15 protein-coding genes are annotated in these 21,193 nt (G+C 54.9%); 3 read left to right on the forward strand and 12 right to left on the reverse strand.

Features of this window, described 5'->3' with window-relative positions:
- Nucleotides 1-33: 33 nt before the first annotated feature.
- A complete protein-coding gene (gene accD / locus IB237_RS20710) occupies nucleotides 34-936 on the forward strand; it encodes an acetyl-CoA carboxylase, carboxyltransferase subunit beta (protein WP_192490610.1) in 903 nt (300 codons plus the stop codon).
- Nucleotides 937-1,058: 122 nt separating this feature from the next.
- Nucleotides 1,059-2,411: a folylpolyglutamate synthase/dihydrofolate synthase family protein gene (locus IB237_RS20715; RefSeq protein ID WP_192490611.1), complete on the forward strand. Its 1,353-nt coding sequence runs from the start codon at nucleotides 1,059-1,061 to the stop codon at nucleotides 2,409-2,411.
- Between the two features lie 6 nt (nucleotides 2,412-2,417).
- Here IB237_RS20715 and IB237_RS20720 read toward each other — a convergent pair whose 3' ends face one another.
- The gene (locus tag IB237_RS20720) at nucleotides 2,418-2,819 is read right to left on the reverse strand and encodes a helix-turn-helix domain-containing protein (RefSeq protein WP_192490612.1); all 402 of its coding nucleotides are present in this window, start codon (nucleotides 2,817-2,819) and stop codon (nucleotides 2,418-2,420) included.
- A 101-nt stretch (nucleotides 2,820-2,920) separates the two neighbouring features.
- On the opposite strand from IB237_RS20720, the gene IB237_RS20725 reads away from it, so the two are divergent.
- Entirely contained in the window at nucleotides 2,921-4,141 is a 1,221-nt protein-coding gene (locus IB237_RS20725) for an MFS transporter (protein WP_246788141.1), read from the forward strand.
- Between the two features lie 48 nt (nucleotides 4,142-4,189).
- On the opposite strand, the gene trxA is transcribed toward IB237_RS20725, so the two are convergent.
- From trxA to IB237_RS20780, 11 genes are all read right to left on the reverse strand, one after another.
- Nucleotides 4,190-4,510, reverse strand: a complete 321-nt coding sequence (gene trxA / locus IB237_RS20730; RefSeq protein WP_192490614.1) for a thioredoxin — start codon at nucleotides 4,508-4,510, stop codon at nucleotides 4,190-4,192.
- Between the two features lie 90 nt (nucleotides 4,511-4,600).
- Nucleotides 4,601-8,179 carry a double-strand break repair helicase AddA gene (addA, locus tag IB237_RS20735; protein ID WP_246788143.1) on the reverse strand — a complete coding sequence of 1,193 codons (3,579 nt, stop codon included), beginning with the start codon at nucleotides 8,177-8,179 and terminating at the stop codon, nucleotides 4,601-4,603.
- Complete coding sequence (addB, locus tag IB237_RS20740; protein WP_192490615.1) at nucleotides 8,169-11,357, reverse strand: double-strand break repair protein AddB; 3,189 nt, start codon at nucleotides 11,355-11,357, stop codon at nucleotides 8,169-8,171. Before addB ends, addA begins: the two co-directional genes overlap by 11 nt.
- Nucleotides 11,354-12,091, reverse strand: coding sequence for a nucleotidyltransferase family protein (locus IB237_RS20745; RefSeq protein ID WP_192490616.1), 738 nt, complete (start codon nucleotides 12,089-12,091; stop codon nucleotides 11,354-11,356). The genes addB and IB237_RS20745 overlap by 4 nt, the downstream gene beginning before the upstream one ends.
- Before the next feature lie 80 nt (nucleotides 12,092-12,171).
- A complete protein-coding gene (gene tsaE / locus IB237_RS20750; RefSeq protein ID WP_192490661.1) occupies nucleotides 12,172-13,665 on the reverse strand; it encodes a tRNA (adenosine(37)-N6)-threonylcarbamoyltransferase complex ATPase subunit type 1 TsaE in 1,494 nt (497 codons plus the stop codon).
- Between the two features lie 20 nt (nucleotides 13,666-13,685).
- Nucleotides 13,686-16,292 carry a PAS domain-containing sensor histidine kinase gene (locus IB237_RS20755; protein ID WP_246788145.1) on the reverse strand — a complete coding sequence of 869 codons (2,607 nt, stop codon included), beginning with the start codon at nucleotides 16,290-16,292 and terminating at the stop codon, nucleotides 13,686-13,688.
- Nucleotides 16,293-16,458: 166 nt separating this feature from the next.
- On the reverse strand, nucleotides 16,459-17,862 hold the full coding sequence (gene ahcY / locus IB237_RS20760; RefSeq protein WP_192490617.1) for an adenosylhomocysteinase: 1,404 nt from the start codon (nucleotides 17,860-17,862) through the stop codon (nucleotides 16,459-16,461).
- Nucleotides 17,863-17,989: 127 nt separating this feature from the next.
- Nucleotides 17,990-18,265, reverse strand: a complete 276-nt coding sequence (locus IB237_RS20765; protein WP_192490618.1) for an HPr family phosphocarrier protein — start codon at nucleotides 18,263-18,265, stop codon at nucleotides 17,990-17,992.
- Between the two features lie 16 nt (nucleotides 18,266-18,281).
- Nucleotides 18,282-18,683 carry a PTS sugar transporter subunit IIA gene (locus tag IB237_RS20770; protein WP_192490619.1) on the reverse strand — a complete coding sequence of 134 codons (402 nt, stop codon included), beginning with the start codon at nucleotides 18,681-18,683 and terminating at the stop codon, nucleotides 18,282-18,284.
- A gap of 133 nt (nucleotides 18,684-18,816) precedes the next feature.
- On the reverse strand, nucleotides 18,817-19,278 hold the full coding sequence (locus tag IB237_RS20775) for an HPr kinase/phosphorylase (RefSeq protein ID WP_192490620.1): 462 nt from the start codon (nucleotides 19,276-19,278) through the stop codon (nucleotides 18,817-18,819).
- Nucleotides 19,268-21,025, reverse strand: coding sequence for a stimulus-sensing domain-containing protein (locus tag IB237_RS20780; RefSeq protein WP_371815374.1), 1,758 nt, complete (start codon nucleotides 21,023-21,025; stop codon nucleotides 19,268-19,270). The genes IB237_RS20775 and IB237_RS20780 overlap by 11 nt, the downstream gene beginning before the upstream one ends.
- Nucleotides 21,026-21,193 lie beyond the last annotated feature (168 nt).

Raw genomic sequence — 21,193 nt, forward strand, 5'->3', positions numbered from 1 at the left:
GTACGGACAGCAGAAAAAGTCAGGAGTTTTCAAGTGAACTGGATCACCAATTACGTTCGGCCGCGCATCAATTCCATGCTGGGTCGCCGCGATGTGCCGGAGAACCTCTGGATCAAGTGCCCAGAAACGGGCGAGATGGTTTTCCATAAGGATCTGGAAGACAACAAGTGGGTTATTCCTGCTTCCGGCTATCATATGAAGATGCCGGGCAAGGCCCGACTTGCTGATCTGTTTGATGACGGCGTTTACGAAGCACTGCAGCAGCCAAAGGTCGCGCAGGATCCGCTGAAGTTCCGCGATTCAAAGAAATACACCGATCGCCTGCGTGACAGCCGCATCAAGACCGACCAGGAAGATACCATTCTGGCCGGCGTTGGTTTGCTGAAGGGCCTGAAGATTGTGGCCGTCGTGCATGAATTCCAGTTCATGGGCGGTTCGCTGGGTATTGCGGCCGGTGAGGCCATCGTCAAGGCATTTGAGCGCGCCATTTCCGAACGGTGCCCGCTCGTGATGTTCCCGGCTTCCGGTGGCGCTCGTATGCAGGAGGGCATTCTGTCTCTCATGCAGCTGCCGCGCACCACTGTTGCCGTCAACATGCTCAAAGAAGCAGGCATGCCGTATATTGTCGTGCTCACTAACCCGACCACGGGTGGTGTGACCGCGTCTTATGCAATGCTGGGCGATGTTCACATTGCCGAGCCAGGTGCCGAAATCTGCTTTGCCGGCAAGCGCGTTATCGAGCAGACAATTCGTGAAAAGCTGCCGGAAGGCTTCCAGACGGCGGAATACCTGCTGGATCACGGCATGGTCGACATGGTGGTGGATCGCCATGAGATTCCCGATACGCTGGCAAACCTTCTCAAGATCATGACGAAATCGAACATCGCGGCGCCTGAAAAAAAGCAGGTTACCGTGGTTGATGCCGTTTCTGCCTGATTGCGCTTTTTCATGATCCATGCGCAGCCTGCATTTTCGTCAGGCTGCGCATTTGTATTTTCCGGATGTGTGCGGAACAGGCTTTGTCCTTTAGACACACGCTTTAGACGCCTGAGGGGCGAATGAACGACATGACGCACTTGCCCATGAGTGAAGCCGAACTGGAAATTGAAAAGCTGATGCAGCTTCATCCGAAGGGCTTTGACCTTTCGCTGGAGCGTATTACCGCTCTTCTTGAGAAGCTCGGCAATCCACATCGCCGCTTGCCGCCTGTCATTCATGTGGCCGGCACTAATGGCAAAGGCTCTGTCACGGCGTTCAGCCGCGCGCTTCTCGAAGCAGCCGGTCTTTCTGTTCATGTCCACACCTCGCCGCATCTGGTGCGCTGGCACGAACGGTACCGCCTCGGCGTTTCCGGTGGCCGTGGTCGTTTCGTGGAAGATGCCGTATTTGCCGACGCATTGCGCCGCGTGGCTGATGCCAATGGCGGACAAAAAATCACAGTTTTTGAAATTCTGACGGCGGTGACGTTCCTGTTGTTTTCGGAACATCCGGCAGACGTTGCGATTATCGAAGTGGGACTTGGCGGCAGGTTTGATGCCACCAATGTCATCAACAGCCCGGCTGTCTCCGTCATCATGCCGATTTCGCTGGATCACCAGCCCTATCTCGGTGACAGGGTGGAACTGATTGCGGCCGAAAAGGCCGGTATTATGAAAAAGGGCTTTCCTGTCGTCATCGGCCATCAGCAGTTTGATGCGGCTCTCGAGGTTCTGGTCGGTACGGCCGAGCGGCTGTCCTGTCCCACCACTGTCTTCGGACAGGATTACGGTGCCCACGAGGAATTTGGCCGTATGATCTACCAGGACGAATTTGGCCTGTCCGATCTTCCGATGCCGCGCCTGCCGGGCCGCCACCAACTTGCCAATGCCGCTGCTGCCATTCGCGCCGTCAAGGCTGCAGGCTTTGAAGTCAGTGAACGCATGATGGAAAAAGCCATGCAGTCAGTGGAATGGCCGGGTCGTTTGCAAAGACTGATGGATGGCAAACTGTTCCAACTGGCGCCAAAGGGTGCTGAATTATGGGTCGATGGCGGGCATAATCCCGGTGCCGGTGAAGTCATTGCCGAAGCAATGGCCGGTTTCGAGGAAAAGCAACCGCGCCCGCTGTTCATCATCGCCGGTATGATCAACACAAAGGATCCGGTTGGCTACTTCAAGGCATTTGCCGATATCGCCGAATATGTCTTTACCGTGCCGATTGGCGGAACCGATGCTGCAATTGATCCCGTCGTTCTGGCCCATGCTGCCTTTGACGCCGGATTGACGGCAGAGCCATCCTCGTCAATCGAGGAAGCGCTGCAGGAGATTCACGGCAGGCTGATGCTCGACGCACCGGCTCCACGCATTCTGATTGGTGGATCGCTCTATCTGGCTGGCAACGCGCTTTCTGCCAACGGCACACTTCCAGACTGACATCGTTCAGGCAGGCTTTGCGGTCAGACCACCATTAAGAAGCTGCCGAAATGACTTGCATTGCATATGCGACGGGGCAGGGCACTCGGCGACGTGGCGCAATGTGTCACGCAACGCAGTCAGTTCGCGGATTTGTGCTTCGATCTGATCCGCCTTTTGATGGAAAATATCGCGCGATATCTGCGGCAATCCATTCTGGCCAAACATCCCGGCAATGTCTTGCAGCGAGAAGCCTGCTGACTTGGCCATCGCAATCAATTTGAGTTGCAGCAGGACCTCGGGCGGAAACTGTCGGCGCAAACCTTTGCGTGACACCGAGGTGATCAACCCGGCTTCTTCGTAATATCGAAGTGCCGACGGTTTGAACCCGCTACGCGCCGAAACTTCGCCAATATCCAGAAACTTCATACTTGACCTCAAGTTGGCTTGAAGTGGCAGCATGCTCCTCGTTCGTTATTCAAACAAGAGGCAAAGACATGCAGCAAACGAAAGTAAGTGAACAACAGCGAATGACGAAGGGGGTAGTTTTTACCCTCTCATTATCGATGTTGCTGGCATCACTCGCCACCAGCATTGTCAACATTGCCTTGCCAGCACTGGCTGAAGCGTTTTCGGCACCGTTTGCAGAAGTGCAAGCGGTCGTGGTCATATATCTTGCTGCCATGACAGTATCGGTCGTCATCGCTGGCAGGCTCGGTGACCGGTTCGGTTTAAAGCCGATGTTACAAACCGGCCTTGGCTTATTTTGCCTTACCTCATTTGCCAGTGCAGTCGCGCAAAATCTCTGGTGGCTGATTGCTGCACGAGCACTTCAAGGTATCGGTGCAGCTTTTCTGTTGACGCTCTCTATGGCGATGATGCGCCAAATGGCAAGCCAATCGCGTATTGGACAGGCCATGGGACTGCTCGGAACCGTTTCCGCTGTTGGTACCGCTCTTGGCCCCTCGCTTGGTGGCCTTTTAATCCCAGTGGCGGGATGGCAGGGTATTTTCTGGCTACAAATCCCTTTCGCCGCAATCGCCTTGCTGCTGGCAGTTGTGATCCTGCCTGATGACGCGGCGAGAAAACAAACAGCAGCTGCCAGCATGCGATCGGTGTTCAACACTGCCTTGGTTGCCAGTTTTGTCATCAATCTTCTGGTCACCGCCGTCATGATGACGACACTGGTTGTCGGCCCATTTTATCTCGGCCTCAGGCTGGAGTTGCAGATCAATCAGATCGGCTTTGTCATGGCGATTGGGCCGCTCCTGTCGATCATCAGCGGTGTACCATCGGGTCGTCTTGTTGATGTCTGGGGATGCAGGAGAGTGTTGTCCCTCGGGCTGATCTTGTTGGCTGTCGGCGCTTTTCTTCTGGCTTTTCTGCCTAACACGATTGGGCTGGTTGGATATATTGCATCCGTCATTCTGCTGACGCCGGGATATCAATTGTTCCAGGCGGCCAATAACACTGCAGCTTTGGTAGATGTGCCGAGAGAACAGCGTGGTACAGCATCTGGTGTCCTGACCCTGTCACGCAATATCGGTTTGATTACCGGTGCATCGATTATGGGAGCGGTTTTCAGCGCCGGTGTCGGCACCAAAAATTTAGCAGATGCCACAGGTGAGGCCATAGGGCAGGGCATGCAGCTGGTTTTCCTGCTTTCGGGTGCCATGATGATTACTACAATCGTCATCAACATAGTGGCAGGCAGGCATAGATGGCAAAGTCTCACTCGCGAGCAGCGATAAAAAAAGCCCGGCATGACCGGGCTTTTAATCTGTATTCTGATGGAAAAATCAGGCTGCGCCAGCAATCCACGCAGAGAGCGCGCTCTTGGGGGCAGCGCCTACCTTGATGTCAGCCACTTCGCCACCCTTGAAAACGGCAAGTGTCGGGATAGAGCGAACGCCGAACTGAGCAGCAAGCTCGGGGTTTTCATCGATGTTCAGCTTGGCAACCTTGACCTTGCCAGCCAGTTCATTGGAAATCTCTTCAAGGCTTGGTGCAATCATTTTGCACGGGCCGCACCATTCCGCCCAAAAATCAACAACGACAGGTTCAGAGGATTCGAGAACTTCCGACTGGAAGTTGGCGGTATCGACTTTAACGGTAGCCATCGCGGCTCTCCTTTCAGTGAAGCTTGTTGGCAAGCATGTGATGCGGCGCGGGCGGAATTTCAATGCCCTGTGTGCGGTTTTCCCGGTATCTCACTTTGTCTTGATTGCGGCAAGGGCCAGTGCGAGTTCTTTCTCATCCAGCGTAACAAGCTTTCCCGTTTCCGTATAAACCAACGCGCAGATGAAGGTTTTACCTGGATAGAGCGGCTCAAGAATGCGTTTATAAATGGCAAGCTGCGCCTTGTGGGAATGAGGCGTGTCAAAATTGCCCTTTGGCGGAACACGGTTGGTCTTGTAGTCGATGAGGATAACGTGATCTCCATCCACCGCCAACCTGTCGATACGGCCGGAGACTGCATAGTCGGTTCTGCCAAGGGTGAGCGTTCCCATGATAGAGACTTCCGCCCGGCTATTGGCTGAGAAAGCAGCTTTCAACTCCGGATTGGCAAAGACAGAAAGCGTGGTCTCAATCAGACTGTCGCGTTCCCGCTGGGGCCAGAAGCGGGCGGCACGCTCCACATAACGCAAGGCAGCATCACGGCGTTCCTCTTCCGCAAAATCCGGCAGCATCTGCATCATACGGTGGATCAAACGCCCACGTTGAAGTGCTATGCCCGAAGACGACGTCTTTTCCGTCGCAAACAATCGCGATGTAACGATCAGATCATCCGCACCATCATCGATGATTGTACCGGCACCGGAGGGGCTGAGAGGTCGCGGCAGATAGATCTGTGGTGGCAACGGCTCGCCAAGTGCTGCCGGCAGCACGGGACTGTCATGATGTTGAACCCCTGGCGTGTCTTTTATTTCAGCAGATGCGCCGACTAGGGTTGCCCGCCATAAAAGACCACCCCATTCCTCGGCACCGCTTTTCAGCGTGACGGACTGGCAGCGTGTTTCATCCGAAGCAAGGCTTGCTGAAATCATTGCATGCCAGCAATCCGGATTTTCTTTCGGCCCGCGATATCCGCAGACAATCAAATGATCGGCAGCGCGGGTCATCGCCACATACAGCAAGCGACGATATTCCTCTTCCGCCGACATTTTCAGCCGCGCTTCGTCGGCTTCGGTCAGCGTATTGCTGAAACCTTTGCCGGGTAGCCAGACCGGGAAGGAGTTTTCAGGGGCTTCGATGAAACGAAGTTTCGGCAGATGACTGTGGTTGAAAGCCTTTGATGCGCCATCCACCAGAAAAACGACTGGTGCCTCCAGACCTTTTGACGCGTGCACGGTCATGATGCGTACTTCATTACGCTCCTTGTCCTGCTCACGTTTGACTTCCGGTGAATCGGTTTCCAGCACGGAGATAAAAGATTGCAGACCCGGAAGGCCGGCCCGTTCATGGTCGAGTGCAAACGACAGAAACTCGTCCAGAACGTCACTTGCCTCATTGCCAAGCCGCGCAAGGAACAGTCTGCGTCCTTCATAGAGCGCAAGAATGGCGGCAAAGAAGTCATGCACCGTTGCGGTTTTGGAAAGCGTTATAAAGCCCTGCAGACGTTCCATTGCTGCTTGATACGGCGAGCGGCTTTCACCACTGCATAACCGCTGCAGGTGCTGCCAAACGCTTTCATTGTCCTCACGCTTGGCTGCTAAGGTAAAAATATCGTCTTCCGACAGGTTGAACAGCGGGCTTTTCAGAAGTGCAGACAGTGAAAGGTCATCCTGCGGCAAAAGCACAAAACGCCCCAGCGCCAGTAGATCCTGAATGGCAATGTGGTCGGTCAGCCGTAGGCGGTCGGCACCGGCAACAGGAATGTCGCGTCGTTTTTTCAGTTCGCGGGTCAGTGCGTTAACGAAGGCGTGGCGTTTGCGGACCAGAACGAGAATGTCACCCGCTTCAATCGGCCGGGTCACGCCTTTCTCAGTGATGGTCTGATTGCCAATCATCTCACCGATCCGCGCGGCAATTCGACGGGCTAGAACTGCAGGCGGTGCACTTTCTGGCAGCGAATCGAACGGTGCCGTCCAATCGTCTTCGGTGTCGGCTTGCTCGGCGGCAATCATCTCCCACACTTCGACAGTACCAGCCTGTCCTATGCGGTTGGAGCGATGTTCCACCGGCTCCCCCGTAAAGCTCAGGCCTTTGGCATTTTCCTCATTGGAAAACACCTGATCGACAGCCGACAACACGTCTTCGGTGGAGCGGAAGGAAAGGGGTAGGCGCACCGGATGGAATATCTGCTCCACCGCGGTCACGCGTCGATGTGTGTCGCGGCGCTCCTGCGCAAATCGCTCGGGCCGGGCTCCCTGGAAGGAATAGATCGATTGTTTTTCATCGCCCACCGCAAACATTGTGCGGCGTGTTTCACGCGCCGTGCGACCGTTGAAAAAATCGGCTGCCAGAGACTGGATGATGGACCACTGCACCGGGCTGGTGTCCTGCGCCTCATCGACCAGAATGTGGTCAATGCCCTGGTCCAGCTTGTAGTGAACCCAGGCGCCGGCTGTATCGCGGTTGAGAAGTGTTGCAGCACGTTCGATCAGATCTTCAAAGTCCAACTGGCTACGTTGCTTCTTCAGATCCTCAAATTCGGCAATCAGCCTTTCTGCCAACACAAGTGCAGCGCGGGTTGCAGATAGCATGCGCAGGGTGCGGTACGTATTGCGGCAGGCCGCCACATGGTCCTTTGCCGCGGCAAAAGCGTCACCCAGTTCCGGTGCTGCTTTCGACATCGCCTTGTTGAACAAGAAGGCATCGGTTTTTGGCGTGCCTTTTTCGGTCAGAATGGCCGCCTCGACGAAATCCATTCGTTTGACGGGGTCGCTTTCCTTGATCGCCAGCCGCAGCTGATAGGCAACCACTTCGGCACGCGCACCGCCAACCTCGTCGGCAAGCGTCAGATACGCGTCCAGCAATGCACCACTGAGATAAGGCAGGGGCCAGTACGCGCTCGCGGCATCCTGTTCGCTCATGTCGTCAGGAATGGCAAACTCACGTCGCAGTGCCGTATCGACGCCACCGCTTTTGCGGGCCAGTGCCAGAAAGGCGTGAATAGGGTTGCGGCTGGCGACAATGGCGCTCAACAGACTTTCCAGCCCGGTCTCATCACCAATATCCAGAACGTAAGCCAAAGCCTGTGAAAGCCCGCTGTCGCGATCACTGGAAACACTCGTCAACAATGTCCGTCGCGCCTCTGCAAGAAGCGTAGAGGCGGCACGATCGTCAAGCACCGAGAAGTGTCCGGCGACATTTGCTTCCAGCGGAAATTGGTGCAGAAGCGCTTCGCAAAAGGCGTGAATGGTCTGGATTTTAAGACCGCCCGGTGTCTCCAGGGCGCGTGCAAACAACCGTCTTGCCTCGGCAAGCTTCAACCGATCTGGCTGCTTTCCTTCAATTGTCGCGATGCGGCGCGCCAGATCCTCATCCGGCAGCGTTGCCCATTCCGCCAGCCGGTCAAACACACGGCTCGACATTTCAGACGCCGCTGCCTTTGTATAAGTCAGACAAAGGATCGCCGATGGGCGGCAGCCAGCCAATAGCAGGCGTATAACACGTTGTGTCAGAACGTGGGTTTTACCGGAACCGGCATTTGCAGACACCCACGCCGAACCGAGGGGATCCGATGCACGTGTCTGCTGGCTGACTGTCCAGTCGATCCAGCTTTTCGGATCGTCATTGGCCGGGTTATCGATGTCTGTCTCGTAATGCATGGTGTCACTCGCCATCGCCGTCTCCCGCCTCTGCGGTAGACCACTCGGAAACCCGGGCCAGATGGTCGTATTCGCCGCCATAGGTCTGCTGCTGCTCGGGAATGAGGCGTGAGGCGAAACCACGTTCGCCGCGTTGCAGAAGTCCTACGAATTTTTCAAGCTGCTCAACCGATTCGATGGCAAGTTCCAGTGCCGACTTCGGCTGCTTTTTGGTAGAGCGGGTCGAGTGTTCGTTGTTGACCTGTTCGGAAAGGAAACGTTCGCCGGGTCTCAGGCGCACGTAAACGAGGTTTTCCGGCTCCTGATTGCCAACATTGCGAAACGCACCGCCTCGCAGTGCAGCGGCTTCCAGCGCCAATTGCGGGTCAAGCAGGGCGCGTGCCTGTTGTACGGAAGGCGACAGTCCGGTCTTGTAGTCGACGATGTCGGCCAAACCATTTTTTTTCAGATCGATCCGGTCGGCGATGCCGGTTAGGCGAATACCGGCAAATGGCATTTCCATACCTGCGGGAACCTCGGTGAAAGTACGCCGGATGTCATGATGGCGTGCCTTTTCCCATTCGATGAAAGAGTTGGCGACGGCTGCAAACCGCTGCCGCCACACGACATCAATATGTGCAGGTAGATTTTCCGCATCAAAACATGCGTTTAGAATCTGGTGCATGGCCTCATATGAAGCCGGTGTGCCAGGAACATGTTCGGCAGCTGTATAGCGCTCGATAATGCGGTGGTACAACGTTCCGCGATCAGCGGCGCCGGGATCTCGGTTAAACTCATCGACCGGATCAAGTCTCAGAATACGGCGTGCGTAAATGGAGTAGGGGTCACGTCGTAGTTTGCCCACTTCACTGAAAGAATAGCTTTTCGGTTGCAGTTCGGCCGGCGCAATCGGTGAAGGGCGTCTGGCCGGATCTTGCGACAGTCCGCTATCCAGCATGGCTGCCCATTGCCGGTAGGGTTCGCCACGCTTTTTCAGTTGTTTTGCGAAATTAGGCCCACCCAGCGCCAGCAGGCGCTGCAGCCAGCGGGAAGCCACAGATGGTGCCGAGCCTTGCCGCAGCGAGCGGGTATAGAATATGTCGCGTGTTCCATTGGCCATGTCGAAATCATGCGCTAACTGACCAATACGGCGCTCCGGTGGTTCCAGCCCAATGGCGGTTTTCATACTGCGTGACAGGAAGGGATTGTTGGTGGTCTGGCCTGGCCAGACACCCTCATTCAGGCCGCCAAGGATCATTGTATCCATGGTCTGCAAACGGGCTTCCAGTGCACCGAAAATAAACACGCGAGGATGGCTCATGGCGCGCGGCTTGGTCGATTCTCCCGCCACCAGCGCCATGACAATATCAATCCATTGCGGACCGTCAGCATCCAGAATGTCGCCGCTTTCCATCAACTCGCCCAACAGGTTAGCAAGTTTGTCACCGGCCTCGCCAGACCACAGGGCCGCCAAATCTCCGTTATCATCAACGCAGATCGCTTCCAGCACGCGGCCCGTTCTTTCCGCCCATTGTGACAGGGGCAGACGATCCGTCCGCGGCCTGCCATTTTTGCCTTCGGACAGGAAGGTAGAGGTCAGCGGTTCTATGGCTGGCAGGATTTTTTCTGCCAGCAGCGCTGCTTCTGTCGTAATCTCCTCCGGCAAGGCGCTGCGCCATTTCGGCGGATGGCGGTCTGTGCTGTGCTGCAGAAGCTGATCGGCAAGCAGGCCGCTGATTGTGGCAATGTCGACTTCCTCGGTACCGCCACGCAAAGCCAGAAGCTCCAGGCCGGTCATGCCCCGATCGTGTTCTTCAACCGTCGCACCGAACCGTGCAAGTGGATGTTTGAGAAGCGAGACTATCGCGACAGGATCACCCGGCCGCAAAATGGCCTCCAGTGCCAACTGCAGGATGGTTGATTGTGGTGTCGCTGTCAGTGGGGTACCGGCGGAATCGTCCGCTTCAATGCCAAATCGCGCAAGTTCGGTTGCCACCCTACGGGCAAGTGCGCGGTCGGGGGTAATGAGTGCTGCCTGAGACTGACCGCCTTGGCGACCGGGTTTTTCCAGCGCGAGACGTAACGCGATCGCAATTGCCGTGGCTTCTTCGCGTTCATTTGCCGTTTCAATAAGACAGGCGTTTTCAAACGCCTCTTCGAAAATTGAGTGAGGATTTTCATCCCGCCAACGACCCCAGTCGTCGGTGACCTGCGCAGGTGCCATGGCGGCAGAAAACACGGCAGCCCGTTTCTGAAGTGCTGGCGTTGGCGTTGAAAGGGCTTCCACGTCACGACGCAGCACGCCAAGCTTTTGCAACAGAACAAACAATCCATATTGTGGATGTGTACGGCTGGAAGGATCGTCCGGTTCGGTGGCAATCGCCTGCCAGTTCTCTTCGGGCATGGTGGTGTCAAGACCCGGAAGTACGACAACACCTTGCGGCAGTCGGGACACGGACACGATCAGATCAGCCGCTGCCGGAATAGAGCCTGTGGAACCGGCAACAATAACCGGGCCGCTATCGGTAAGTTTTGAAAGGCGGTGTGCTTCGGCACGCAGAACTGAATTCATGTGCCGTCCAGACGAAGAACGGTTTAGCTCGTTCAGCCGGGCTGGCCAGAACTGACTGGCAATTCTGAGAAAGTCGGCTGTCAGCTGCCACCACTGCGCATGTTCGCTGGTGTCCAGTTCGCCCAGCCGTTCCCAATCCAGTTCCTCGGTGTCCATGGCATCAATCACCTCGGCCAGTGACCGGGCAAGCCAAATGGCATCGGCAGGGCTGGCGGGTGCGACAAGTGGCGAATCGGAATGCACGGCGCGGATAGCATCAGGCAGGCTGTTTCGCCAGGCTAGGATCAAACGAGCCAGTTCCAGAAGTCTTGCCGTGCCTGAAATTGGTGGAGCAAGATCAAGAAGCGCAGGTGTTTCGGCATCAAAAAAGCCGCTATCGTCATCCGTTTCACCCAGTGGGCGAATAACCGGAAGAATGGCTGATTTACCGCCGAGAAGATCCACAAATTCGGAGCGCAGGTTACGGGCCGAACGGCGGGTTGGCACGTAAATCGTCACCCGTGCCAGCGACAGGGGATCGGTTGGATCGTAACGGTAATCCGGCGTCAGTTGGCCATTGCACAGGGTTTCCGCAAGCGTCTTCAGAAACGGGCTACCAGCGGCGATGGTAACGATGCGCTGATGGTGAGCGGAACCGCTCATGCCGCAACCTCGCGGTTAAAACGGCGGATCGTCGTTTCTGCAGCTTCAATAGCATCTGGCGTACCAACCGTTATCCATTCACCGTCCAGCATGGTGCCAAACAGGCGGCCTGCTGCGATCGCCCGGTCGAAATAGATATTCAGATTAAAGGGTTCGTCAGGCGCATCGGCAAGCAACCGCGAATCCATGGCGATGGCGCCCGCGTAGACGACAGGATTGTCATCTCCATCACGGTAACGTGCCAGTCGACCGTCGTCGTTGAGGTTAAAGTCCTTTTTGCCATTGTGGCCCGTTGTATGCTCCAGCGTGACGCAAAGCATGGCCATATCCATCCGACTGCTGTCAAAGAATCCGGCTAATTTTTCGAGCGCCGTCTGTTCGAGGTCAGGGCGTTCGAGCCAGAATAGATCGGCGTTCATCACCATGACCGGGCCAGCTGGCAACAATTTCAATCCTTTGGCCAATCCACCACCCGAATCCATCAACCTGTCGCGTTCATCCGAAATCAGGATATTTGCACGATCATAGTGTGCCAGATGCTGTTCCATTTGCCCGGCATGGTGATGCACATTGATGGCAATGGTATCGATGCCAGCCTGTGTCAGGGCGTCCAGGGCATAATCGATCATCGGTTTACCACCGATCGCCACCAGTGGTTTGGGGGTGGTGTCAGTGATAGGACGCAACCGGGTGCCAAGACCTGCTGCCAGAACCATTGCATTGCGAATTGTCATGTTGCCTGTTCGGTTTGAGACGTCATTTGTTCAAGCATGAGATGATCCGCAGACCACTCCACCGTTTTCGGTAGGATGCTTTAGAGAATGCCGATATCAGCCTTGATTAACCAGTCCCGCAAGGGGGAAAGCCGATCATTTTTTAATACGGCTTTAAGATACTCCATCGTGCGCGGCATGTGGCGCATATATCCCGGTTTGCCATCCCGTTGCATCAAACGTACCCATATACCGGCGAGCTTACAATTACGCTGTGTCGCCATAATAGCAAAGGTGTCGTGGAACTTCGTTTCATCAAACGTCGCGTCCTGCTGACGGCGCAACACAAGGTAACGTTCGAGAAGCGCGTCTGACAGATCAGGACGTATGGTCACACGTGCATCTTGCACTAACGACGCTACGTCATAGGCGGTTGGCCCGATCATCGCGTCCTGAAAATCAATGATACCGACCTTGCCCGCACCGGTTCTGTCATTACGCCAGATAATGTTTGGAGAATGAAAATCGCGTAGCAGCAAGTTTGTCTCGCTGTCGGCAAGCTGGTCGATCAGATCGTCCCAGATTGCAAAATATTCGTCACGCTCATCCTGGGATGCGGCAGACCCACGTTTCCACGGCAGATACCAGTCGATCAAAAGCGACACTTCCACTTTCATGGCGGCGCGATCGAATCCGGGTATTGAATAGGTTTCGCTGTCATCAACCGGCAAAATGTCGGGTGTTTTCAACGCATGTAGGCGGGCAAGACAGGTTACGCTTTCCAGATAACGTTCCGCTATCGGGTTGCCCGCTTCATCGAGAACCCCTTCGCGACCGAGATCTTCCAGTAGCAGCAGCCCCTTGCCGATATCGGCAGCGTAAATGGCCGGTGCCGACAATCCATTGCCGGAGAGATAATTGCCTATAGCGATAAACGCCGGTGGCGTTTGTGCAATATGGGCAATTTCCGCATAAGTCTTGCCGTCCTGGATAACAGCGCCTTTGGGCGGTGTCGGCCAGTCCATCAGGATGAGGTTAGGTCCGTCCTGCGGCAGAATGGTTTCATAGGCACGAGTTGATGCGTCACCTGTCAGAAAACGGCGTTTCGCCGTTCCATAACCAGCTTTTCCGAGAAATTCCGCGATATCGAAAACGCGTTGCAGACGGTCGAGAATGCGGGTTGGGCCTTCCAGTTGCGCAGTACGCCCGGTGCCGGAATGCTCCAGCTGCAACGTAAGCAGGCTGTCGCGCGGTAAATCCTGTGCTGCAATATCCGGCCACTCTATAAGGCAAATGCCGTCTTTCAGCATTTCATCCAGCCCGAGTTCATCCAGTTCACTGACGTCCGACAGGCGGTAAAGGTCGAGATGGTGGACAGGTATGCGCAGATTGTAGCTTTGTACGATGGTGAAGGTCGGGCTTGGAACTTCAAGCTCGTCGTCGTCAGCCATGGCGCGGATGAATGCCCGCGCCAACGTCGACTTACCGGCTCCGAGATCTCCGACCAGAGCAATACAATCGCCGGGTTTCAAGGTCAGGGCAAGTTGCTCGCCCAGCCGCATCGTGTCCGCTTCTCCTGCCAGTTGGATATGCATGGTCGCGGACACGGGTTTGCTCACTCTGCAGCGATAGAGTGCGGGTTGATGTAAGACGGGATACGGCAGGTCACGACCGTGCCTTCGCCCGGCTTGCTGTCGATATGCACTTCACCCTTATGCAGGCTGACAAAGCTTTCAACGATCGAGAGACCTAGACCGGCACCACTGCGGCGACCGCCATTGCCACGGCTTGAGAAACGATCAAACACGGTCTTCAGAACGTCTTCTGGAATGCCAGGCCCCTTGTCGGAAACCGAAAAGACAAAATCGCTGCCATTGCGGTTGCAGCTCAGCAGGATTGTCGAACCTTCCGGGGCAAAGTTGGCTGCATTGGTCAGAAGCTTGATCAGGATCTGCTTCAGCCGCTGATGATCGGCAACCAATGTACCAAGCTTCACCGGTGCAGCAATTTCCAGCTCGACATTGCTTTCATGCAGCTTGTCGGTGATCTGTTCAGCCACATCGTCCAGCAAAGAATTAAGATCATTTTCGCTGTATTGCAGCTGCATGATACCGGCGTCCACGGTCGCGAGATCGAGAATGTCGTTCACGATGGTCAACAGCACGGAGGACGATGTCGATATATGATCGATATATTCACCCTGCCGATCATTCAGCGTGCCGATGCCCGGCGTCTTGAGAAGATCGGTAAAGCCAATAATATTGGTCAGCGGCGAACGAAGTTCGTAGGAGACGTGCTGGACGAAATCGTTCTTGAGTTCATCAGCTTTCAACAGCGCGTCGTTCTTTTCTTTCAAAGCCCGCTCTGCTCTGACGCTGTCAGTCATGTTGACGAAGGTCAACATGGTCTGTGCGTCTGGCAATGGAATGATTGCGTAATCGAGCACCAGCCCGGAAAGCAGTTCCAGCGTACCCTGTTTGGAGCGTCGTTCATCATCAAAGCTGGTGATGAACTGGCTGAATTCCCGCCATCCATCCGGCTTTTCATAGGATGCAGAGCAAGCCTTTTCGATGGCCTTGATGTGAGTGCCCGGTTCTGCCTGCTCGGCAGTAACGCCCCATAGCGCACGGAATGCCGGGTTGCATAAACGGATACGTCCATCCGCACCAAACACCGCAACACCTTCGGCCAGATGGTCGATGGTTTCACCCTGTACCTTGACCAACGTATTGTAACGGGTCTGCAGGTCTACCTGTTCAGTAAGGTTTTCAAACACCCAAGTCGCGCCGCCCTGCGGATGCGCCGTCGCGATAACGCGTAACGTCTGGCCGTTTGGCAGGTGCCAGAGATCAGTCTGTGTATCCAGCGAACGATAAACCGAGAGGGCAGATTCTTTCCAGCTCTTCCAGTTCAGTTCTTCCGGCAGCTTGCCTGCTAGTCGCAAACGGTCAAACAGTTCGGAATTGTCAGGATGGCCTTCAAGGAAAACGATATCCAGTTCCCAGAGACGCGCAAATGCCTGATTGTAGAACTGAAGTCGTTGCTGGCCGTCGAAAATCGCCACCGGCGTTGCCAGATGATCGAGCGTTTCGGCATGGCTTTTCAGCGTACGTTTCAGCTCTTCACGAATAGCTTCAGCCTGCGATGTATCAATCGCGATACCGGCAGATCCGCCGGGTGTCTTGACATCGACCACGTCAAAGAAGGTGCGGTTGCCGTTAACGACGGTGGAAATGCGGTCGGAGAACGGCGATTCTGGCGTGGTGACGGCGCGGATCTTCTGGCGTGTCACGGTGGTCAGAAGTTCACGTTGTTCCTTGACGGCATCGGCGGCATTGCTGGAATCGACTGACTTGCCATAGGCGTGGTTAACCCAAAGCAATTGACCCTCGCTGTTGCGACGCCAGACAGGCTGTTCCAGCGCGTCGAGCAGTTCTTCAAAAGCATTGATGGAAGACAGCAGTCTTTCGCGCTCGATCCGCAGTTCCGCCAGTTCGGCGCGCAGATTGCTGAGTGCTATGAAACGGGCAAATGCCTTGCCACCGGAAACGCGACCCTGAACCTCGATAACTTCATCGCGGTGGGTCTCAATGGTCAGGTCAAAACTCTGCGCATGGCTGCGCAGCTTTTCGATTGCCTTTTCAAGCTGGCTGGCCGAGCCGGATTTCAACCAGCGGCCAAACGCCAAAAAATCGGCATCATTTTGCGGAGCGCCGGTCTCAATAGGAAGTTGCCCGATAAAATCAGGGCGCTTGCCGGTATTTTCCCAAACCACAATCCGGCGACTTTTGTCTGAAATCAGTGCCTGATAGGTATCAATCTTCTGGTTGGCATCGGCAAGTGCTGTGCGGTAATCGCGGCTTTCCGCCTCGATGTTGCCGCGCTGACGCACCAGCCACACAACCGACAGCAGACTTGCTGCCAAAACGCCAATCACCAGCGAGAAGCCGATGGTCTCGCTGGAGGAGAACAGCCGCTCTCCGCTGCTAATTATGTTTGCTTCCTGTGCCTGCGCAACACCTGCCAGCGTTGTGCTGGATAGGAATGCAACAAAGCGACCACCGAAAACAGAAACCCGGTTACGAGCAGTGCGATAGAACCGCACATGCACGCCGGATTTTGGTGGGGGGCTTATTTCGCCCACGTTTTTTTGTACCCGCTGAAGCGAGTTTTTTATCTCTACCGACATTTCCGGTCTGTCTCCGTCCGTTGTGCCGCTCATCGACAAGACATCCCATTTCCGCGTGACGTCCGATCGGAAGCCTCACGAATCAAGAGCTTAAACAATACTGCCTTAGGGAATCTGCGGGAAGGGACTGGGCCAAAAAAGAAATGGCCCGCTTTGTCAAGCAGGCCATCACTATATATTGTGGATAATTTTGATATGGTTAATATCTGTAGTGCTCAGCCTTGAATGGGCCCACTTTTGATACACCGATATAGTCGGCCTGAACGTCAGAAAGTTCTGTAAGCTTCACGCCAAGCTTCTCGAGGTGAAGGCGGGCAACCTTTTCATCGAGGTGCTTCGGCAGCACATAGACGTCGTTTTTGTATTCGCCTGGCTTGGTGTACAGCTCGATCTGGCCCAACACCTGGTTGGTGAAGGACGCCGACATCACGAAGGATGGGTGACCTGTGGCATTACCCAGGTTCAGCAGACGACCTTCCGACAGAAGGATCATGCGGTTGCCCTTGGCAAACTCGATCATGTCGACCTGTGGCTTGATGTTGGTCCACTTCAGGTTCTTCAGTGCAGCAACCTGGATTTCGTTGTCGAAGTGGCCGATGTTGCCAACAATTGCCATATCCTTCATCTCGCGCATATGCTCGATGCGGATAACGTCCTTGTTGCCAGTTGTGGTGATGAAGATGTCAGCCGAAGAAACAACGTCTTCTAGACGGACAACTTCAAAACCGTCCATAGCGGCCTGCAAAGCGCAGATAGGGTCGATTTCGGTAACCTTGACGCGGGCGCCAGCGCCCTGAAGCGAAGCAGCCGAACCCTTGCCAACGTCGCCGTAACCGCAAACGACAGCAACCTTACCAGCCATCATTACGTCGGTAGCGCGGCGAATACCATCAACCAGCGATTCCTTGCAGCCGTACTTATTGTCGAACTTCGACTTGGTAACGCTGTCGTTGACGTTGATCGCCGGGAAGGGGAGAAGACCCTTTTTAGCCAGGTCGTACAGGCGGTGAACACCTGTGGTGGTCTCTTCGGTCACGCCCTTGATTGCGTCGCGCTGCTTGGTGAACCAGCCTGGCGATGCCTTGAGGCGCTTCTTGATCTGTGCAACCAGAATTTCTTCTTCTTCAGAGCCCGGGTTGGACAGAACGTCTTCTCCAGCTTCTGCGCGTGCTCCGAGCAGGATGTACATGGTGGCATCGCCGCCATCGTCCAGGATCATGTTGGATGGCTCGCCATCGGTCCACTGGAAGATTTTGTCGGTGTATTCCCAGTATTCTGTCAGGCTTTCGCCCTTGATCGCAAAAACCGGAATGCCAGCAGCGGCAATAGCTGCGGCCGCATGGTCTTGCGTGGAGAAAATGTTGCAGGATGCCCAACGAACATCAGCGCCGAGTTCCTTCAACGTCTCGATCAGAACAGCAGTCTGGATCGTCATGTGCAGCGAACCGGAAATGCGTGCGCCCTTGAGCGGCTTGGAAGCACCGAATTCGCTGCGGCAGGCCATCAGACCCGGCATTTCGGTTTCGGCGATATCGAGTTCCTTGCGGCCAAATGCGGCAAGATTGATATCAGCTACGATATAATCTTTGGTTTCAGTGCTCATGCGTTTCTCCAGATCAGTGAGGTGCGATCCCGCACCCCTTGGTGGCAACTGTTGGCCAAGGGGTGTATCAGGCTTAAACCAATCTGGCAATAATGATATAAAGAAGTCTTTATGTCTTTATATGACTTTACGCTTCTTCACCGAAACGGTTGGCGACCAGCGCGTCGAGAGCGGCAAGCGCCTCTTCAGCCTGATTGCCACTTGCTTCCACAAGCACCGTGCAGCCAGGGCTGGCTGCCAGCATCATAAGACCCATTATCGAGGTTCCGCCAACCGTCATTCCGTCTTTTGAAACGGTGATCTCGGCGTCAAATCCGTCAACCATCTGCACGAATTTTGCCGAGGCACGGGCATGCAGGCCGCGTTTATTGATAATCAGCAATTCGCGCGATAATGGCGACATGGGTGTGAAATGTCCGTTATTTTCCGCTCAAGACGCGGCTGGCAACATTGATGTATTTGCGGCCCGCATCGGATGCTTCCTGCAGCGCCTTGTCCATATTGTTCTCACCGCGCACTCCGGCCAGCTTGATAAGCATAGGCAGGTTTACACCGGCAATCACCTCGATTGGACCATTATGCATCACGGAAATCGCGAGATTGGACGGTGTACCGCCGAACATGTCGGTCAAGATGATAACGCCGTTTCCATCATCTGCACGCGCAACGGAATCAAGAATATCCTGCCGGCGCTGATCCATGTCATCTTCCGGGCCGATTGAAACCGCTTCGATCAACTTCTGCGGACCTACGACATGCTCTACTGCATGACGAAATTCTTCAGCCAGCTTGCCATGAGTGACAAGCACAAGTCCGATCATGAAATGCTCCCTTGCACACGCATTCTAATTGTCGACTACCGCAATGCCGCAATTCTGTCCACCGGTGGGTAGCCATCTTGGTGATGAAAACAGGAATCGCAAGTCCAAAAATGAGGCAATCAACGCATTTGACTTATGCATAAAGGGAATTGCTTACCAATGTCCTGAACCTGGCAAGCGGATTATGGCATTGCAGCGGAATTCGTGTGACGGGCAATCGCCCGCCACAGGGCAACGCATACATCTCGTTTTCCGGCGGTAGTCGCTCATGCGTGTCGTTTGGCGCGAGAACCATTACCGCATAATGCAATGTCGCCTTTTCAATGCTGTCCAACCGAACGATACCGCTGCCGCGCAACTCCAGCAGCCCAGCAATAGAAGCAGGGCGTTCGGCTATGATTGTGCCGTCCTGCTGCTGCGAGACAAAAATCTGGTCATCGGCAATCAGTGCCGAGGATTGCCCGGCATAACGGGCTTCCGTCAGAAAAGCGAAGGCGAGAGAAGATTTTCCGCTGCCGGATGGTCCAACGAATAAAATGCCGATTTCATCGACGGTGATGGCGGTCGCATGAAGATTGATGCGATCAGCGCTCATGATGCTGTTCAGCGCTAGGCAGGCTCAGGGTAAAGCGCGCACCGGTTATCAAGCCGTGCTGGTCCAGCATGTTTTCTGCCTTCAGAGTGCCACCATGGGCTTCGGCAATCTGACGGCTAATTGAGAGACCAAGACCAGAATTCTGACCAAAGTCTTCCGTCGACGGTCGATCAGTATAAAAACGCTCGAAAATGCGGTCGATATTTTCTGCCTGAATGCCAGGACCATTGTCTTCAACACGGATCACACAACGATCCCGGTGCCGGTAAAGATGTACAAAAATCCTACCATTGTCCGTTGGAACGAAGGAACGGGCATTTTCAATAAGATTGGTAACAATCTGGCCGAGCCGCAGGTCATGGCCGTTGACGACAAAGTTGGTTTTGACGCCAGCCTTGTGATCAGCCTTGTATTCGATTTTGACGGCTTTTTTCTTGGCACTGATTTGCTGAGAAATCTCGACAAGGCTTTTGACAAGCACTTCCATATCAACGGGATTGGCATCGGCGCGGGCAAGTTCGGCATCAAGACGCGAGGCATCGGAAATGTCGCTGATCAAGCGGTCAAGCCTGCGAACGTCATGGAAAATAACGTCGGTCAGGCGCTGTTTAGATTGTTCCGTCTTGGCCAGTGGCAGGGTTTCAACCGCACTGCGCAACGAGGTCAGCGGATTTTTCAATTCGTGGCTGACGTCGGCAGCAAAGCTTTCGATGGCATCAATCCGGTCGTAAAGCGCCGTCGTCATTTCACGCAAGGCTATGGAAAGGTTACCAATTTCGTCCTGACGGGCAGAGAAATCAGGGATTTCCTCTCGGGTGCGGGCACCGCGACGCACACGAATAGCTGCAGCCGACAAACGACGCAAAGGTGTGGCGATGGTTGAAGACAACAGCAATGACAGCACAATGTTGACCAGTGTCGCGATACCGAACACGCGCATGATCGCCAGACGCTCGGCGTGCACGATCTTGTCGATGTCACCCGCCTGTGTCGATAACAGCAGAACACCAAGAACTGCGCGGAAGCGCTGTACCGGCACAGCCACCGACACGATCAGTTCACCCTTGTCCGTCACCCGCACTACCGCACCACGAACACCGGTCAATGCATTCATGACCTCTGGGTAGATCGAGCCATCACCACCAGGCGCTTCTTTGTATTGAGGAAGACTGCCGGATTGCAGCATGCGGTTAAACAGGCTGGCGAACCAGTCACCCCAGCTTGTCGTTTCATTGGAAACTGGCGGCAAATCAAAACGCAGGACCTGGCCGCGCGAATAAAGGTGGCGCGAATCAAGCAGCAGGTTTGCATCCGCATCAAACAGACGGGCGCGTGTGCGGGTAGGGGAAATCAATCGACGCAGAACCGGGGCAACCCGTTCCGGATTGATCGGGAAGCTCAAATCCTCATCATTGGGAACAGGCGTAATGCTTTGGCCCGCCTGCAGTTCAAGCAGCTTTTCCGGATTGATAGTGATCGAGTTGGTATCAACGGACGCGGATGCAGAAATCGCACCGGCAATGATTTCTCCCTGCGTCAGCAGACTTTCGACGCGGGCGTCGATCAGTCCTTCACGGAACTGATTGAGGTAGAGAATGCCGCCCACCAGAACGACGGTCGCCGCCACGTTGAAAAACAGGATACGGCGGGTAAGGCTGGAGAATACTGCATTGCCGAAGATCCGTCGAATGAGCGTCAACGGGTGAATACGGTGGGGGCGATCCTGCAAACGGTCGTCCGCATCCATATTCTGCGCGTTGTTCTCAAAGGTTTGCTTCAGCAATTCCTGTTCCTTTTCACCGCCCAGGTGAAGAAGGCCGAACCCGCAGGGGTTTCAGCCTTTTCTTCATCAGCCCCTGAAACCAGTCCCTTTGGACTGGCCATAACAGGGCGGTAACCGTCTCAAACCGGACGT

Source organism: Agrobacterium sp. AGB01, from assembly GCF_014851585.1.
Classification (GTDB): domain Bacteria; phylum Pseudomonadota; class Alphaproteobacteria; order Rhizobiales; family Rhizobiaceae; genus Agrobacterium.

Excerpts from the sequence above, each read along its gene's own strand:
- IB237_RS20755 (WP_246788145.1), bottom strand. The coding sequence starts at position 16,292 with ATGAGCGGCACAACGGACGGAGACAGACCGGAAATGTCGGTAGAGATA.
- IB237_RS20780 (WP_371815374.1), bottom strand. The coding sequence starts at position 21,025 with ATGGATGCGGACGACCGTTTGCAGGATCGCCCCCACCGTATTCACCCG.
- IB237_RS20765 (WP_192490618.1), bottom strand. The coding sequence starts at position 18,265 with ATGTCGCCATTATCGCGCGAATTGCTGATTATCAATAAACGCGGCCTG.
- IB237_RS20745 (WP_192490616.1), bottom strand. The coding sequence starts at position 12,091 with ATGACAATTCGCAATGCAATGGTTCTGGCAGCAGGTCTTGGCACCCGG.
- IB237_RS20775 (WP_192490620.1), bottom strand. The coding sequence starts at position 19,278 with ATGAGCGCTGATCGCATCAATCTTCATGCGACCGCCATCACCGTCGAT.
- IB237_RS20725 (WP_246788141.1), top strand. The coding sequence starts at position 2,921 with ATGACGAAGGGGGTAGTTTTTACCCTCTCATTATCGATGTTGCTGGCA.
- trxA (WP_192490614.1), bottom strand. The coding sequence starts at position 4,510 with ATGGCTACCGTTAAAGTCGATACCGCCAACTTCCAGTCGGAAGTTCTC.
- addB (WP_192490615.1), bottom strand. The coding sequence starts at position 11,357 with ATGAGCGGTTCCGCTCACCATCAGCGCATCGTTACCATCGCCGCTGGT.
- addA (WP_246788143.1), bottom strand. The coding sequence starts at position 8,179 with ATGGCGAGTGACACCATGCATTACGAGACAGACATCGATAACCCGGCC.
- tsaE (WP_192490661.1), bottom strand. The coding sequence starts at position 13,665 with ATGCATATCCAACTGGCAGGAGAAGCGGACACGATGCGGCTGGGCGAG.
- ahcY (WP_192490617.1), bottom strand. The coding sequence starts at position 17,862 with ATGAGCACTGAAACCAAAGATTATATCGTAGCTGATATCAATCTTGCC.
- IB237_RS20720 (WP_192490612.1), bottom strand. The coding sequence starts at position 2,819 with ATGAAGTTTCTGGATATTGGCGAAGTTTCGGCGCGTAGCGGGTTCAAA.
- IB237_RS20715 (WP_192490611.1), top strand. The coding sequence starts at position 1,059 with ATGAACGACATGACGCACTTGCCCATGAGTGAAGCCGAACTGGAAATT.
- IB237_RS20770 (WP_192490619.1), bottom strand. The coding sequence starts at position 18,683 with ATGATCGGACTTGTGCTTGTCACTCATGGCAAGCTGGCTGAAGAATTT.